19 protein-coding genes are annotated in these 15,664 nt (G+C 65.2%); 9 read left to right on the plus strand and 10 right to left on the minus strand.

Features of this window, described 5'->3' with window-relative positions; genetic code table 11:
* Positions 1-12: 12 nt before the first annotated feature.
* The 5 genes from Q7V46_RS16600 to Q7V46_RS16620 form a co-directional block, all read right to left on the minus strand.
* Complete coding sequence (locus Q7V46_RS16600) at positions 13-477, minus strand: universal stress protein (protein ID WP_304914673.1); 465 nt, start codon at positions 475-477, stop codon at positions 13-15.
* A 304-nt stretch (positions 478-781) separates the two neighbouring features.
* Complete coding sequence (locus tag Q7V46_RS16605) at positions 782-1,501, minus strand: response regulator (RefSeq protein WP_304914674.1); 720 nt, start codon at positions 1,499-1,501, stop codon at positions 782-784.
* Positions 1,498-3,444: a type IV pili methyl-accepting chemotaxis transducer N-terminal domain-containing protein gene (locus Q7V46_RS16610; RefSeq protein ID WP_304914675.1), complete on the minus strand. Its 1,947-nt coding sequence runs from the start codon at positions 3,442-3,444 to the stop codon at positions 1,498-1,500. Before Q7V46_RS16610 ends, Q7V46_RS16605 begins: the two co-directional genes overlap by 4 nt.
* 142 nt (positions 3,445-3,586) lie before the next feature.
* Positions 3,587-3,916, minus strand: coding sequence for a cupin domain-containing protein (locus Q7V46_RS16615; protein ID WP_304914676.1), 330 nt, complete (start codon positions 3,914-3,916; stop codon positions 3,587-3,589).
* A gap of 249 nt (positions 3,917-4,165) precedes the next feature.
* Positions 4,166-4,630 (minus strand): Rrf2 family transcriptional regulator, encoded by a 465-nt coding sequence (locus Q7V46_RS16620; RefSeq protein ID WP_304914677.1) that lies wholly within the window; start codon positions 4,628-4,630, stop codon positions 4,166-4,168.
* Between the two features lie 108 nt (positions 4,631-4,738).
* Between Q7V46_RS16620 and ytfE the strand changes: the two genes are divergently transcribed.
* The 9 genes from ytfE (at position 4,739) to Q7V46_RS16665 (ending at position 11,845) form a co-directional block, all read left to right on the plus strand.
* Positions 4,739-5,437 (plus strand): iron-sulfur cluster repair protein YtfE, encoded by a 699-nt coding sequence (gene ytfE / locus Q7V46_RS16625; protein WP_304914678.1) that lies wholly within the window; start codon positions 4,739-4,741, stop codon positions 5,435-5,437.
* A gap of 221 nt (positions 5,438-5,658) precedes the next feature.
* Entirely contained in the window at positions 5,659-6,276 is a 618-nt protein-coding gene (locus Q7V46_RS16630; RefSeq protein ID WP_304914679.1) for a hemolysin III family protein, read from the plus strand.
* Between the two features lie 232 nt (positions 6,277-6,508).
* Entirely contained in the window at positions 6,509-6,916 is a 408-nt protein-coding gene (locus Q7V46_RS16635) for a SirB2 family protein (protein WP_304914680.1), read from the plus strand.
* On the plus strand, positions 6,913-7,362 hold the full coding sequence (locus Q7V46_RS16640; protein WP_304914681.1) for a YbaN family protein: 450 nt from the start codon (positions 6,913-6,915) through the stop codon (positions 7,360-7,362). Before Q7V46_RS16635 ends, Q7V46_RS16640 begins: the two co-directional genes overlap by 4 nt.
* Positions 7,363-7,467: 105 nt before the next feature.
* Positions 7,468-8,130 (plus strand): thermostable hemolysin, encoded by a 663-nt coding sequence (locus tag Q7V46_RS16645; RefSeq protein WP_304914682.1) that lies wholly within the window; start codon positions 7,468-7,470, stop codon positions 8,128-8,130.
* Complete coding sequence (locus tag Q7V46_RS16650) at positions 8,127-9,587, plus strand: AMP-binding protein (RefSeq protein WP_304914683.1); 1,461 nt, start codon at positions 8,127-8,129, stop codon at positions 9,585-9,587. The genes Q7V46_RS16645 and Q7V46_RS16650 overlap by 4 nt, the downstream gene beginning before the upstream one ends.
* Positions 9,588-9,607: 20 nt before the next feature.
* Positions 9,608-10,297 carry a TenA family transcriptional regulator gene (locus Q7V46_RS16655; protein WP_304914684.1) on the plus strand — a complete coding sequence of 230 codons (690 nt, stop codon included), beginning with the start codon at positions 9,608-9,610 and terminating at the stop codon, positions 10,295-10,297.
* Positions 10,294-11,130, plus strand: coding sequence for an SDR family oxidoreductase (locus tag Q7V46_RS16660; RefSeq protein ID WP_304914685.1), 837 nt, complete (start codon positions 10,294-10,296; stop codon positions 11,128-11,130). Before Q7V46_RS16655 ends, Q7V46_RS16660 begins: the two co-directional genes overlap by 4 nt.
* A gap of 85 nt (positions 11,131-11,215) precedes the next feature.
* Positions 11,216-11,845: a hypothetical protein gene (locus Q7V46_RS16665; protein WP_304914708.1), complete on the plus strand. Its 630-nt coding sequence runs from the start codon at positions 11,216-11,218 to the stop codon at positions 11,843-11,845.
* Positions 11,846-11,991: 146 nt separating this feature from the next.
* On the opposite strand, the gene Q7V46_RS16670 is transcribed toward Q7V46_RS16665, so the two are convergent.
* From Q7V46_RS16670 to Q7V46_RS16690, 5 genes are all read right to left on the minus strand, one after another.
* Positions 11,992-13,185 carry a phosphoglycerate kinase gene (locus Q7V46_RS16670; protein WP_304914686.1) on the minus strand — a complete coding sequence of 398 codons (1,194 nt, stop codon included), beginning with the start codon at positions 13,183-13,185 and terminating at the stop codon, positions 11,992-11,994.
* A gap of 296 nt (positions 13,186-13,481) precedes the next feature.
* A complete protein-coding gene (locus Q7V46_RS16675; RefSeq protein ID WP_304914687.1) occupies positions 13,482-13,646 on the minus strand; it encodes a rubredoxin in 165 nt (54 codons plus the stop codon).
* Between the two features lie 70 nt (positions 13,647-13,716).
* Positions 13,717-14,505: a cytochrome b/b6 domain-containing protein gene (locus Q7V46_RS16680; protein WP_304914688.1), complete on the minus strand. Its 789-nt coding sequence runs from the start codon at positions 14,503-14,505 to the stop codon at positions 13,717-13,719.
* 104 nt (positions 14,506-14,609) lie between these two features.
* Entirely contained in the window at positions 14,610-15,125 is a 516-nt protein-coding gene (locus Q7V46_RS16685) for a diheme cytochrome c (RefSeq protein WP_304914689.1), read from the minus strand.
* A 31-nt stretch (positions 15,126-15,156) separates the two neighbouring features.
* On the minus strand, positions 15,157-15,576 hold the full coding sequence (locus Q7V46_RS16690) for a DUF1924 domain-containing protein (RefSeq protein WP_304914690.1): 420 nt from the start codon (positions 15,574-15,576) through the stop codon (positions 15,157-15,159).
* Positions 15,577-15,664 lie beyond the last annotated feature (88 nt).

Consider the following 15,664-nt stretch of genomic DNA (forward strand, 5'->3'; position numbering starts at 1 on the left):
GAGCTTGACCGCTCACTCGCCATGGGTGGGGACGATGAGCAGCGGACACATGACGCGGCGCGCCAGAAAGGCACTGACCGAGCCGAATGTCATGTGGTCAAACTCCTCCACGAGGGCATCGAGCCTGCGGGTGATGAAGTTGCCGTCAGGCTTGTAGGAATGGCGCGCCAGCACCAGCACATCGGGCCGACGCTCTTCGGTTGCGCGCAGGATCATCTTGCGGGCGTCGCCTTCGGCGAACAACACCTTGGCCGGGAATCCGGCCGCAGACAGTTCGGCAGCGGCCGCTTCGGCCCCGGCTTTCTGCTCCCGGTACTGCGCTTCGAACATTTCGTCGCCCGCGCTGGTGGTGCTGCCGGGCTCCTCGATGACGGAGATGAGGGTGACGGTGGGCAGTTCGTGGGCAAAGATCCGCTTCACGGTGTCCAGGGCGATTCGCGCATTGCGGGAATGGTCGTAAGCCAGCATGACTTCCATTTTTTTTCTCCAGTTGATCCGGTCGACAAGCCTGTGTCGAAACCCGACCACACCCACGAGGGCGAGGCCTGCCGGCAGACGACACAGGGTCTGCGAACAATGGCCCTATACGGACCAGGGTGACCCGGCAACTGTGCGAGGTTCAGCGCTGAATGAACATCCTTCTTTGGCACGCGGCCACAATCCAGATGGACGATGGCGGTCTGGCGGCTGTGCGCCGAAGGAACTATTGAGGCGGAGGTGGGCTGTGCTGACCCGGACGCTCACAGCCCGCGTGTGGCAGCGTGCACTGCGTCTGCTGGCGTCAGGCGCGCAGGTCCTGCCGTACGGCGAACACCGCCGCCTGCACGCGCGAGGTGAGGTTGAGCTTGCGCAGGATGTGCTGCACGTGGATCTTGACCGTGGTCTCGGCAATATCGAGTTCGCGCGCGATCAGCTTGTTGCTGTCGCCACGCGCAATCAGCGCGAGGATCTCGCGTTCACGGGCCGACAACTGCGCCATTCCGTCCGCCTTGCCCAGGCCTGGTTCCTCAAGAGGGGCCGGTGCCGTGTTGGGCACCTCACCCGCAGCGGCCGGCGCCGAGTGGGTGCGAAATGCCTTGAACAGCTTGGCCATCATCTCGGGACTGATCACCGACTCGCCATCGAGCACTTTGACGATGGCATCACCGAGCTGATCGGACTCCACGGTCTTGAGCAGGTAGCCGTCGGCGCCCGCTTGCAGGGCGGCAGCGAGGTCGTCCTCGTTTTCACTCACGGTGAGCATGAGGATGCGCATGCTGGGCACGGCTTCCTTCAGCCCGCGGATCGCGTCCACACCACGCACGCCAGGGAGGTGGTTGTCGAGCAGGGTCACGTCGGGGCGGTGTTGCTCCACACTGCGCAGAGCCTCGCCGGCATCTGCGGCTTCTGCCACCACTTCAAAACGATCGTCCTGCAACAGGAGGGCGCGCAAACCGCGCCGGAACAGGGTGTGATCGTCGACCAGCAACAGCTGAATGCGGGCCGGGTTGGACTGCGTCATAGGGAGGTCTGCGCTCGGTTATCGGCAAAAGCAGGCGCGGCGGCCGGCAGGTCAAGGCCCACTGTGCCCACACCATTGGCGGTCACCGGGTAGGGGGGAAGGGTCAGGGTCACGGCAGTGCCCTGGCCAGGGGCGGACACCACCTTGACGTGAGCGCCAATGCGCTCGGCACGTTCTCGCATGATCTTCATGCCCACATGGGTCGGTCCGTGCGCATGCGACACGTCGAAGCCCGTGCCATTGTCGCGCACGGTGAAGCGCCAGCGCGCACTCTTCACCACCTCCAGGCTGACGTGGGTGGCTCCGGCGTGTTTGCGCACATTGGACAGGGCTTCCTGCAGCACATGAAGCACCTGTACCTGCACGTCGGGTGGCAAGGGCAGGCCCTGTCCGTCCACCTCAAGGCGCGTGGGCAGGCCTGTCTGATGCTGGAATTTCTGCAGTGTCTCCTGCAGTGCGGCCTCGATGTCGTCGGTGTTGGTGCGGGTGCGAAAGTTCATCAGCAACTCGCGCACGTCATTGATGCTCTCGCGCAGGCCCACGTCCAGCTCGTCGAGCGTGGTCTGCACCAGCGCTGGCTGGTCTTTCTGGACCGCCGAGCGAAGCAGCTGCACCTGAATCTTGAGAAAGGCCAGCGACTGGGCAATGGAGTCGTGCAGCTCGCGGGCAATCAGGGCACGCTCTTCGCCCACCGCAGCCTCGCGTTCCAGCGCTGCCGCGCGCAGGCCCTCCAGGGCACTGGCCAGGTGGCTGGCCAGGGCGTCCAGCAACTCGGTCTCGTCGGCGTTGAGGGCAATTTCGCCGCGAAAGAAGAGATCAATCTCGCCAATCAGCCGCTGCTGCAGGCGCACCGGTACGCTCACCACATTCTGGTAGCCCACCTTGGCGCAGTGGCGCATGGGAGCGGCATCGTGACTGTGGATGGGGATCACACGCGTGCGCGCATCAGATTGCAGGTTGCCGCAGGCACAGGCCCCAGCGAGCAGGCTGCGTTCCTCCTCCTGCATCTCCAGAGGGAAACAGTCGGACGCCAGCATCAGGTAGCGTTGATTGGCTTCGTCGGACCATCGTACCGCCACTGCATCGGCCTTCATGACCTTTCGCACGCGCTGCGAGAAGCCGCGTGAAAGCTCTTCGATATTGTTGGCGCTGGCCAGGAATGCACTCACTTCGTACAGGGCCTCCAGCCGCGCCCGCTGGGCTTCAATGCGCCGCGTCTTGCGTTCCACCTGACTTTCCAGACCTTCGTACATGGATTGCAGGGTGGCGGCCATTCGGTTGAACCCGGCTGCCACCTGACCAAATTCGTCATGGGTGTTCACCGCCACCCGCACCGAAAACTCACCCGCTTCCAGCTGTCGCTGGCCCTGTCGCATATTGGCCAGCGGGTTGATCACAAAGCGGTAGCCGCTGTAGAGCATGACCAACGCGCCACCAATGGCCAATGCCATCATGAGGTACTGAAACAGATTGAGGACGGCGGTCAGCCCGGAAATTTCCTTTTCTATGGTGCGCACGAAGCGTTCGATGGCTTCCACGAAAACGCCCACTTCCTGCTGAGAGGTCTCGTGCGTGGCGCCGCTTTGCAGCCAGCGACTGCGCTGAACCTGCCACAGCGATTCCACCACTGCAAAATCGCGGCTGATGTTGACGTCCCAGGGCACAGACAGCGGCCGACTCGGGTCCCCCTTGCGCAGCAACGCCAGGCTTTCATCGAACTGGCCCACCAGGGCCGCCACCTCGGCAGGGGGCAACGGCGCCTGCACGGCGCTGTGCAGGCGCCAGGTCTGCATGCGCAGTCGGCCGGCTTCGTTCACGGCGGCCGCGCCGCCTTCCAGCTGCCATGTCAGCCACAGCGTGAGGCCAATGGAAGCCAGCGCCACCACGAGCAGGCCCGCACCAATGCGCATCAGCTTGGTCGAGAGCGACGGTGTGGATGACATCAACATAGGGTAACGGTGATCAGAAATCCCGCCTATCGGTCAAACGGGTGAGAGCCGCCCTGTGACCAGTACGTCTTCTGGCCATACAGCGCAACCCGCACAAGGCGCGACGGGCCAATGTCAGAAATGAGGCGAGTCGCTCTCACGGCCGCAACACGATCGTCACGAGCACGCTCGCGTCTTCGACGCCCATGAGAGCGTGGGGCTCGCCTCCGTGCAGAAACAGCAATTGCCCCGCTTGCAGACGCTGCGTGCCTGTGGGGGTTTCAAAGTCGATCGAACCTTCCAGGCACTGCACGGTGATTTCGCCGGGCACTGCGTGCATGGGCATGGTTCGCCCTACGGGCAACACGAGGCGGATCACTTCGAGCTGTTCGGACTTGAACAGCGCGACCGACTGGCTGCTGACCGCGTCGCCTCCGGTGGCGTGCAGGTTGGCGATCTCACCCGATTGCAGGTGGTTCAGTGCCATGGTGTTTTCCTTGTTCTGAATGACTGGCGAGTGGGTCTTGTGACAGGGTAGCTTCAAAGTTCAGATGATCAAGTGCCTGGGCGCCGATTCATCAAGAACGCCTGTGGAGGGGCCACGAAGCAATGCAATGGTTGCTGTCGCCCATTGCAATCAGCATCAGGATCCCGCGTTTGCGGGTCGAAAGTTGTGACCGTTCGTTCGGGCAAGGTGGTTTTTCCTCAGCTGCATCATCATGCCCTTTCCGCTTTGTCACGATGGCAGCCCGATCGTCATCAACACCCGTTGCCCCTTTCCACTGCGCACCTGCTGGGGCTCGACCAGATCGGCAAGGGTCACGCCGTCCAGCACCGCCAGGTAGCTCGCCAGCGCCGTGTGCAACACGCCTTTGAGGTGGCAACGCCCATCGATGCGGCAGGTGTTGCTTTCCGCATCGAAGCACTCCACCAGCGTGAAGTCGGTTTCGGACTGGCGCACCACGTCACCGAGCCGGATCTCGGCCGCCGGCCGCAGCAGGCGCAAACCACCGCCACGCCCCCGGGTGGTTTCCAGCCAACCCTGGTCTGACAGCGCCACCACGATCTTGGTCAGGTGGCTGCGGGAGATACCGTGCGCTTCCGCGATCTCGGTGATGGTCACCGGCTGCTCGCGCCGGACGTGCACCGCGCAGAACATCAGGACCCGCAGGCTGTAGTCGGTCCAGTGGGTCAGGCGCAAAACACATCCTCCAACAGAACGATGGCCGTCTGGATGGTGAAAATATTCATCTTGCGTGGATTTTATAGGCTAATATATTCATTCCATATGAATCTATAAGGATCTTTCATGAATGCTGTGCTTGAAACCCTCGCTCCGAACCGCGCTCGACAGGCCATTGGCCAGATCGCCGTCGAACTGCCGGGCGCAACCGCCGTGTTCCGCCGCCACAAGCTCGACTTCTGCTGCGGCGGTCAGATCCCGCTCCAGGAGGCCTGCGAAGCCAAGCAGCTGTCTGTCGACACGGTGCTGGCCGAGCTGGAGGGCCTGCAACGGGTCGACGTCGACGTGGCGCAGCAGCCTGCGCCTGAGGTGATTGACCACATCTTGCAGCGCTACCACGCGGTGCATCGCGAACAACTGCCCGAACTCATCCGCATGGCGCGACGCGTGGAAGCCGTCCACCGCGACAGTCCCGACGTTCCCGCCGGCCTGGCCGCGCACCTGGAGGCCATGGAGGCTGAATTGCTCGACCACATGGACAAGGAAGAGAACATCCTGTTCCCGCTGCTGCGAGCAGGGGGCCTTGGCATGGCTCACAACCCCATCGCGGTCATGCGCCACGAACACATCAGCCATGGGGAACAACTGGAGCGCCTGATGGCGCTGGCCCACAACACCCAACCGCCTTCAGGTGCCTGCAACACCTGGCGCGCGCTGTACGCCGGCATTGCCCAACTTTCTGACGACTTGATCAACCACATTCACCTGGAGAACAACCTGCTGTTTCCGCAGTTTGAACCCCGGGCTGCAGCCTGCTGCCCCTGATAGCAGGCCGGTGGCGCGCAATCCAGTCATGCGCAAATTGACCTGGGTCAACGTTGGGGGGCCAGCCCGCTGCTGTCTTCGTGCCCGCGTGACCAATGGGTGATGGCGCGACCGAAAACCCGCTTCCCTCCCCATTGCCCTCAACACGACTGGTTTGACCCCTTCCGTCGCCCCTTTGCGGCACCACGCCGTACACGCAGCACAGGCCGCGGTCTGAAGCCATGGTCGTCGGAGAGCGTTTCAACAGCATCAGCCACCTCGTGGGAGCGGTGCTGGCAGTGGCTGGCTCCGCTGTGCTCATCGTCAGCGCGTCGCTGCGCGGCGATCCCTGGCGCATCGTGGGTTTCAGTGTCTACGGTGCCATGCTGGTGGCGCTCTACATCGCGTCCACGCTGTATCACGCGCTGGGCGGCAGGGCCAAGATCGTGTTTCAGAAGCTGGACCATTGCAGCATCTACCTGCTGATCGCGGGCAGCTACACACCGTTTGCACTGATTTCACTGCAAGGCCCCTGGGGCTGGTGGCTGTTGGGGGCGGTCTGGTCGCTGGCCGTACTCGGTATCGCGCAGGAGATCTGGCTCGCGCGCGGTGCGCGGGTGCTGTCGCTCGTGATCTATGTGCTCATGGGCTGGCTGGCGCTGGTGGCGGTGGTGCCGTTGTGGGAAGCGTTGGGCCCGGATGGCTTTGCGTGGCTGGCCGCCGGCGGTGTCCTCTACACCCTGGGCATCGCCTTCTACGCCACCGATCACAAGCTGCGCCATGGTCACGGCATCTGGCACCTGTTCGTGCTCGCCGGCAGCATTTGCCACTTCTTCACCCTGCTGCTGTACGTGGCCTGAACTTTGGAGCCTGCGCGGCACCCGGCGCTGGTGGACTGGCCCTCCCGGGCGCAAGCGATTGACCGGTCGGTGACTGTCGGTCCAGTGTTTCCCGCACACGAAGGTACCGGTACGGTTGAGCCGCACGCGGGTTGGGGTGGTCCGGCCCCTCCGTGATGAAGCATGCTCCCAAGCCCCGCACTTGAGCCTTGTCGCACAATCCCTTTGACAAAGACACAATGCCTTATCTCTCATGCAGGCCACAACCATCGCCACGCTTTACCCCGCCCTGCTGCATGCGCATATCGCGCTGGTGGTGCTGAGCGTGGGATTGTTTGCAATGCGCTGGGTGGGCGTGCTGGCCGGCGGGCACTGGCCCATGCAGCGCCGCACGCGCGTGGTGAGCATGGTGTTCGACACCGCCCTGCTGTGCGCCGGCGTCACGCTTTGGTGGTTGCTCCAGCTGCACCCTTTGCAGCAGCCCTGGCTGGGAACCAAGCTGGCGCTGCTGGTGATGTACATCGTGCTGGGCACGTTCGCCCTCAAACGCGCGCGCCGCTGGGTGGGCAAGCTGGTGTTCGGTCTGCTCGCACTTGCGGTGGTGGCACACATGGTTGCCATTGCACAAACCCGCAATCCTGTGGGGTGGCTGAGCCCATGAGCCCACCTGCCGCACCAGAACCGGCGCCCGTTCCTGCACAAGGGACACGGCTGCACACATCTCGCACGGTGCGCTGGCTGCTGTGGCTTGCAGGCACGCTGTCGCTGGCACTGGGACTGATCGGCGTGGTACTGCCTGGCCTGCCCACCACGCCCTTCATCCTGCTCAGCGCGGCCTGCTACGCCAGGGCATCGCCCCGCCTGTACCACTGGCTCACCCACCACCGATTCCTGGGCCCCATGGTGCGCGACTGGGAGCAGCACCACAACCTCACGCGGCGCACGAAGACGGTGGCACAGGTGTCGATGGTGCTGATGGTGAGCCTCTCGGCCTGGGGCTTGCGCGAGCGCCCGTTGTTGCTGGCGGTGGTGCTGGTGGCTGCCGCAGTGGGTGTCTGGGTGGTGGCGCGCATTCCGACACGCCCTGCCCCATCCGGTGAAGGCTGAAGGCGCCCTTTGGCATGACCATAAGGTGCGCTTAATGTGCACCGCCCAAGATGACGTTCATGCACTCGCCATCTGTCCCGGCGAATGCGCCCAGGAGCGTCTTTCATGCAAACAGCACCGTGGCTCAATTCCGTTCTTTCTGCTACCTCCCAGCGGCTATTGCCCCCGCCCAGAAGGCTGAACGTCCACCCCGCTGATGACCCCCGTCGGCCTGAAGTCGAAGCGTTCATCCAGCGTGTTTTTTCCGCGCGCTTCGATGCCCAGGTCCAGCAATTTGCGCCCGTACTGGTGAGCCTGAGCGACCCCCTGAGCGGACGCATCCTGACGGCCGCTGGCTACCGCGCAGCGGGTGAGGCGCCGCTTTTTCTGGAAACGTATCTCGGCGACCCGGTCGAGCGCCTGCTCTCAGGCATCTGTGGTCGCAGCATTGATCGGGCAGGCATCGTGGAAGTGGGTCACCTGGCCGCCGAGCAGGCAGGCGAAGGCCGCAGGTTGATCCTTCTGCTGGGCCAGCACCTGGCCGATGAAGGTGTGCAATGGGTGGTGAGCACGCTCACCGAGCCCCTGCGACAGCTTTTCGCGCGCATCGGCATCACGCCTCTGGCCCTGGGGCGTGCCAACCCCGACCGGCTGGGCACCGCTGCCGCTGCGGCGTGGGGAAGCTACTACGAACACGAACCGATCGTGCTGGCCGGGCAGCTGCCGCAGGCATTGAAGCGCCTGGCGCGTCGCGAATCCCGCCAACGCCTCAGTGCAGGGGTAGCATGAACCACGCACCGTCATCCGCTGCACTGTGCACCCCGGACGGGGTCATCACCCGCGTCGAACTCGACACCATGGTCCAGGCGCTGGCCCTCCAGTTGGCGGCCGAAGGCACTCGCGTTCTGGCCACCTGGCTCGACAACGGGCCGGCCTGGATCGTCGCCGATCTGGCGGCGGCCAACGGCGGGCTGGTTCACGTGCCGCTGCCTGTGTTCTTCACACCGACGCAGGTCGGTCACGCCCTGCAGGCAGCGGGTGTGGACACACTGCTGGCTGCCAACGGCATGCCCATCCCATGGCCCGGCGCATCGGTCCAGCCCATTCAGCTCGCGGGGTCCGCACTCACGTTGCACCGCCGCGACGTGGAGCCAGTGCGTCTGCCGCTCCACACCGGGAAGATCACCTTCACCTCTGGGACCACAGGTACACCCAAGGGTGTGTGTCTTTCGAACACGGCCATGCAGCAGGTGGCAGCAGGGCTGGCCGAAGCGCTGGCACCGCTGGCCATCGAGCGCCATCTGTGCGCGCTGCCCCTGCCCGTCTTGCTGGAGAACATCGCGGGCGTGCTGGCGCCGCTGTCACAAGGGGCAGCGTGCACCGTGCTGCCGCTGGAACAGGTGGGCCTGAGCGGATCGTCCCGATTCGACCCGGCCCGGCTGCAGGCTGCCGTACTGGCTCATCAGCCGCACAGCATGATCCTGTTGCCCCAGATGCTGCGCGCCTGGACGCTGTGGTTGCAGCACACGCACCAGCGCGCACCGGCCTCGTTGCGCATGGTGGCCGTCGGCGGCGCGGCGGTGGGCGCGGCGACGCTGCTGGCCGCCCGAGCGGTGGGCATTCCCGCGTTTGAAGGCTACGGGCTGTCAGAAGGTGCGTCGGTGCAAACGCTCAACCTGCCCGGTGCCGACCGGCCAGGCAGTGCAGGGCGCCCGTTGCCGCACAGCCGCGTGCGCGTCAACGCCCAGGGCGAACTGGAGATCGCCGGCAGTCTGATGACGGGCTACCTCGGCGCCCCCGAGGCCGTCCCGGCGTGGTGGCCCACCGGCGACCTCGGCCACATCGACAGCGACGGATTCGTCCATGTCATGGGGCGCAGCAAGCACGTACTCATCACGTCCTTCGGCCGCAACGTGTCGCCTGAATGGGTTGAAACCACGCTGTGCTCGCAGGCCGGTGTGGCCCAGGCCGTGGTGTTCGGCGACGCACAACCCGCCTTGAGCGCGGTGCTTTGGCCCCTCACGTCCGAGGTCACCGAAGCACAGTTGCAGGCCGCAGTCGACGCAGCCAACCAGGCTCTGCCGGACTACGCCCGCGTGGTCCGCTGGGTCCGCGCACGCGCCGCGTTCCAGCCCGGCACCGGCCTGAGCACCGCCAACGGGCGGCCGCAGCGCAGCGCCATCGAGACCCTGCACGCCGATGCCCTCTTTGAAACAACCGTCGACACAACCGCTGCCGTCGCCTGAAAACCCGCCAAGGAATGACCATGAGTTTCCACCAACGTTTGATCCGCGAGACCGAGTCCGATCGCCGAGCCATGCTCGGTGCCCCCATCATTCAGGGATGCCTGAACGGCGCGGTGTCGCTGCCAAGCTACCTCGCCTTCCTCACCGAGGCCTACCACCACGTGCACCACACGGTGCCCCTGCTCAAGGCCTGCAAGGCCGCCCTGCCGGCGCACCATGCCTGGCTTGAAGGCGCCATGGACGAATACATCGAAGAAGAGCAAGGGCACGACAAATGGATTCTTGACGACATCCGCGCCTGCGGCAGCGACACGGAGGCGGTGCGCAATGGTCGCCCTGCACACGCCACCGAGGTGATGGTGGCCTGCGCCTACGACACCATCGCGCGCCGCAATCCGCTGGGTTTCTTCGGCATGGTGCATGTGCTCGAAGGCACCAGCGTGGCGCTCGCCCTGCTCGCCGCAGACCAGATCCAGCACGCGCTGCAATTGCCCGATGCGGCTTTCAGCTACCTGCGCTCGCACGGCACGCTCGACCAGGAACACACGGCCCACTTCGCGCTGCTGATGGACCAGATCCACGATCCGCAGGACCAGGCCGACATCGTGCACGGCGCGCGCAGCTTCTACCGCCTCTACGGAGACGTGTTCCGTGGTCTGCCCCTGCCGGCCGTGTCGCCCCAGCAGCAGCTGGCTGGAGCCACCGCATGAAGCCCGCCAACGCCCGCGTGCTGCTCACCGGGGCCACTGGCGGCATCGGCCAGGCCACGGCACGCGCGTTGCTGCGGGAAGGTGCCTCGCTGCTGCTGGTGGGCCGGTCTGAAGGCGCACTGGACGAGTTGTCGCGCCAACTCACGGCCGCCGGGGCCTCAGCCTCTCGCGTCCGATGGATTGCAGCCGACCTCACGCTGGCTCAGGACGTGCAGCGGCTGGTCAACGAAGCGGCGCGGCTGGACTGCAACGCGGTCATACATGGTGCCGGCCTGCCGGCGTTTGGTGCCTTGCAGACGCTGCCCGCGGCCGACATCCGCAGCGTCCTGCAAACCAATCTGGAGGTGCCGGTGTTGCTCACCCAGGCGCTGCTCCCCCGTCTCCTGACGCTGCCCCAAGCGCAGATTGTCTGTGTGGGGTCGGCGCTGGGTCGCATGGGCCTGCCCGGTTTCAGTGTCTACAGCGCCAGCAAATTCGGCCTGCTCGGATTTGCCGAAGCCCTGCGTCGCGAGCTCGCCGACACCACCGTGCGGGTGCAGTACATCGGCCCGCGCAGTACCCGCACCCGCTTCAACGCGCCCGCTGTCACGGCCTACAACCGGGCCACCGGCACCGCCGAAGACACACCCGAATCCGTCGCCCGTGCCATCGTGCAACTGCTCACCGACGGCGCCGCCGAGCGCTTCCTGGGTTTTCCGGAAAAGCTGGCGGTACGCCTCAATGCGCTGGCGCCCGCCTGGTTCGACCGGGTGTTCCGAAAGCACACAGCCCATCTTCACAACAGCCAGAACCCCAACCCCGCCGTGCCATCCACCCCGGTGGCGCGTCATTGACCCATCTTGACCGCAAAGGAGTTTCACCATGTCATCCATTCGATCGCATTCACTTTCCTTGCCCATTGCTCCACGCCGTCAATGGATGGCCGCGTTCATGGGCGCCACCCTGATGCTGCTCGCGCCCTTGTCGCACGCTGCACCGGTGGACGACGCGGTGCAGGAACTCCAGCAAGGCTGGGAATCCGTGCGCTACCAGACCCCACCCAGCGAACGCGAAAAGCGCTTCGAAGCACTGGCCACCCGTGCCCACGAACTGAGCACGACGCATCAGGGCCGGGCCGAACCGCTGATCTGGGAGGGCATCATCGTCAGCTCCCTGGCCGGCGAAAAGGGCGGCCTGGGTGCGCTGCCCCTGGTGAAGCAAGCCAAGGGCCTGTATGAAGCGGCACTGAGCATCGACCCCAAGGCGCTGGACGGCTCTGCCTACAACAGCCTGGGGGTGCTGTACTACAAGGTGCCAGGCTGGCCCGTGGGTTTCGGCAACAAGGCCAAGGCAGACGAACTGCTGCACCAGGCGCTGGCCATCAACCCCAATGGCATCGATCCCAACTTCTTCTATGCCGAGTACCTGATCGAGACCAAGCGGCCCAGCGAAGCGGTGGTCTACCTGGAACGTGCGCTGAAGGCACCGGACCGACCAGGCCGCACGCTGGCCGACACCGGTCGCCGTGAAGAGGCTCGTCAGTTGTTGGAGAAAGCCAAGAGCTTCTAGAGCCAGCTGTGGGTGGCGCCGGACCCCACCCCACTTCCCCCAGAGGGGGAAGGCGTCAATCGGGGAGGGAGCCGATGTGCGGGCTCCCGGGCTGGCCCCTCCCCCTCTGGGGGAAGGCTGGGATGGGGGCGCTCCCCGCCCAAGTCTCAGCCAGCGCGCCGCGCCAGCACCTCAAACGCCGGCAACGTCTTGCCTTCCAGCACTTCCAGGAACGCACCACCCCCGGTGGATATGTAACCCACGTCTTTCTCGATGCCGTACTTGGCAATGGCAGCCAGCGTGTCGCCACCGCCGGCGATGGAGAAGGCGCTGCTGTCGGCAATGGCTTGTGCGATCACCTTGGTGCCGTTCTCGAACGCCTCAAACTCAAAGACCCCCACCGGGCCGTTCCACACGATGGTGCCGGCCTGCTTGAGCTGCGCGGCCAGTCTGGCTGCCGTCTCGGGGCCGATGTCCAGAATCAGGTCGTCCTCGTCCACTTCGGTGGCCTTCTTGACCGTGGCCGGTGCATCGGCCGCAAAGGCCTTGGCGGTCACCACGTCGGTGGGGATCGGCACCTCGGCGCCGCGTGCCTTCATGGCTTCGATCACGGCCTTGGCTTCACCCACCAGGTCGGCCTCGGCCAGGCTCTTGCCGATCTTCAGGCCCGCCGCGAGCATGAAGGTGTTGGCAATACCGCCACCCACAATCAGTCCGTCCACATTCTTCGCCAGCGCCTGCAGGATGGTGAGCTTGGTGCTGACCTTGCTGCCCGCGACGATCGCCAGCAGCGGGCGCTTCGGATTGGCCAGCGCCTTGCCGATGGCGTCCATCTCTGCCGCCAGCAGTGGGCCGGCGCAGGCGATGGGGGCGGTCTCGGCGATGCCGTAGGTGGTGCCTTCTGCGCGGTGCGCGGTGCCGAAGGCGTCGTGCACGAAGATGTCGCAGAGTTTGCCGAGCTTGGCGGCGAGTTCGGGGCTGTTCTTCTTCTCGCCCACATTGACACGGCAGTTTTCCAGCAGCACCACTTCGCCGGGAGCGACCGAGAACTCCCCATCAATCCAGTTCGAGACCAGCCGCACCGAGCGGTTCATGAGCTGGCCCAGGCGCGCGGCAATGGGCGCCAGCGAATCTTCGGGCTTGAACTGGCCTTCGGTGGGGCGGCCCAGGTGGCTGGTCACCATGACCGCTGCCCCCGCATCCAGCGCCATCTGGATGGCTGGAATGGAAGCGCGGATGCGCGTGTCTTCGGTGATCTCGCCCGCATCGTTCTGCGGCACGTTGAGGTCGGCCCTGATGAAGACGCGCTGGCCACTGACGCGGCCGCTGGAACAGAGATCAGAGAATCGGATGAATTGCATGGGGTGCCTTGAGCGGGCAGCGGTGCTGCGGGAATGCGGGAGTGCGGGCGTGAAACGCGCAACGCAAATTGTAGGCAATGCCACGCGCGCAATTCCACCACAGGGTCCTGCCGCCCCTTCAGGCCTCAAATCGATGCTTCAGGCATGGGCGCGCCTGAACAGGAAACGCCGCGCAAGATCCAGCCTGCAGAGGCTGCCCTCTGTTCAGACCAAACCCCTGACCAGCGACCACCCTTCCTCGCATCGACCAGGCCTTGCAATGCACATGCGAGCACGGTCCCTGTCCCGCCCGCCGGTCAGACCACACTGATCACGAAGTCGGTCTTGCCCACCGAGCATTCGGGACAGCGCCAGTCTTCCGGCACGTCGGCCCAGCGCGTGCCGGGTGGGATGCCGTCTTCGGGCCGGCCGACGGCCTCGTCGTAGAAAAAGCCGCAGACCACGCAGAGATAGCAGTTCATGAAGGATGCCTTTGGTATCGGGTTTGGAAGGAGGTGGGGATGGAGAATCGGAAGCAGTCGAATCTCTCGGTCAATCGTCGTCCCCGTCTTGACCACCTCCTCGGCTGTCGCCCGTCGCGAGGCTGCTCAGCGCCTGGGCTGAAACCAGCCCCTTGGGCGACTGCTGCCACTCCCAGGCGCCGTAGGCCAGCACCGCGATCAGCAGCAAAGCCGCCAGCCAGCCTCGGTTGTGCTGCACCAGGTTCGGCCCCGGGCCTTCAACCCGACCATTCAGCATGGGCAGCGCCAGGTTCTTGCGCCGCAACAGGCTCAAGGCCGCGATCAGGGCCAGGTGCGCCAGTACCACGAACAGGAAGGCTTCGCCGAAAAATTCGTGCAGTTCCTCGAGCCAGTCGCCACCCAGCACGTCGCCCCAGTCGTTGTAGGTGCCGTAGCCGCTGAGGGTGAGCGGCACCACCAGCAACAGCAGGGCCACCACGGCCAGCGCCATCAGCAGGTTTTGACCCTGCCGCCAGTTGATGCCCGCCACCGAGCCCGAAGACACAGCCGCGCGCACCGAGCGCAGCCAAACTGGTGCGGCGCCGAGCTTGCGCCACAGCAGACCCAGCCCCGCCTGGCGCGGGCCGAACAGGCCATAGAGCACCCGAAACGCCAGCAGACCCGCCATGGTGTAGCCCAGCGTGACGTGCAGCAACCGCCAGTGCTCGCCATCGGCAGTGACATAGGCACCCAGAAAACTCAGGGCGAACAGCCAGTGGAACATGCGTGTGGGCGCATCGGTGACTAGGCGGCCCGGTGCGGCGGCCGCGACCGCACCAGGCTGGCCTGAAGCGGTATTGAAGGTGGGGTTGTCTTGCATGATCAGGCCTCCTGCCGAGCCGCCTCAGAGGCCGCTTGCGCCCCTTTGGGGGGAAGTGATGACACGACGTGTCGAACGTGGGGGTACATGGTTTGCTTCGTTGTTCAGTCGTTCCAGGCCCGGCGCGAGCGGGCGTCAAGCCCGGCCGGGAACTTCAGGTTGTCGTCGTCGTAGTCACCCTTGTCCGCGCCAGGGTGGCAAGCCACGCAGTTGGCAGCACTCTTCACGCTGGCCAGCTTCCAGACGGACGACGCAATGTCGTCGTGCTTGCGTTCGAACCAGGCCGAGCGGGTGATGCGGTCCTCGGGCGGTGCTTCGGCCACGCGCTTGTAGGTTCCAGCGTTGGCCACCAGCCAGGTGGTCAGTTGCTGCACGGTGGCGGCATCGAGTGAGGCGTCGGTGCCAAAGTGCTTGTCGAGCCCGGTCATGATGCGTTGCCATGAACGGGCGGGCAACATGCCGGGGGCGTAGCCGGTGTGGCAGGCGGCGCACTCCTGTGTGTAGGCCTGAGGCACCTTGAGCGGCATCACGCGGCCACCGTCGGCGTGTACGGACGGCAGCGCAGCCAGGCACAGGCCAGCGGCAAGGAGCAGGGATGGTATGGAGCGATGCTTGGTCATGGGGTTCTCCAGAGTTCGTGCCGGCGGGCGATCATTTGAGGCTGTTCAGGTAGGCCAGCACGTCGGCCTTTTCACTGGCGCTGCATTCGCGGCTGAGCACGTCGTTGCAGTTGCGGCGGAACCACTTGTCCACCTTGGCCGTGTCGGTGAAGGCCTTGGGGTTGAAGGCCGGCGCGAGTGGCGCGATCACCTTGCCGGTGTTGGCGTGTTTGCCCTGGGTGGTCGGGGGCGTGCCGTGACAAGAAGCGCAGGACCACTCGCCGCCCTGGCGCTTATTGAAAAAGACCTCACCTTTGGCGGCGTTGCCGGGGGCGCCGGCCTGCGCACTCCAGTGCTGCAGCTGATCGGCGGGCGAGGTATCGGCGGCCTGGGTGACGGGGGACAACAGGGCGCTGGCCAGGGCGATGGCGGTGAGGCCGGCGCGGAGGCGGCAGGGACGGATCGGGTTCATGGTGTGGGGCTTTCCGAAGTGGCAGGTGGATCGGGGGTATCGATAGACTGCATGGTCGCGCGGGCCGCTTGAATACCACCTGAAGGCG

The organism is Hydrogenophaga sp. (assembly GCF_030651625.1).
Taxonomy (GTDB): domain Bacteria; phylum Pseudomonadota; class Gammaproteobacteria; order Burkholderiales; family Burkholderiaceae_C; genus Hydrogenophaga.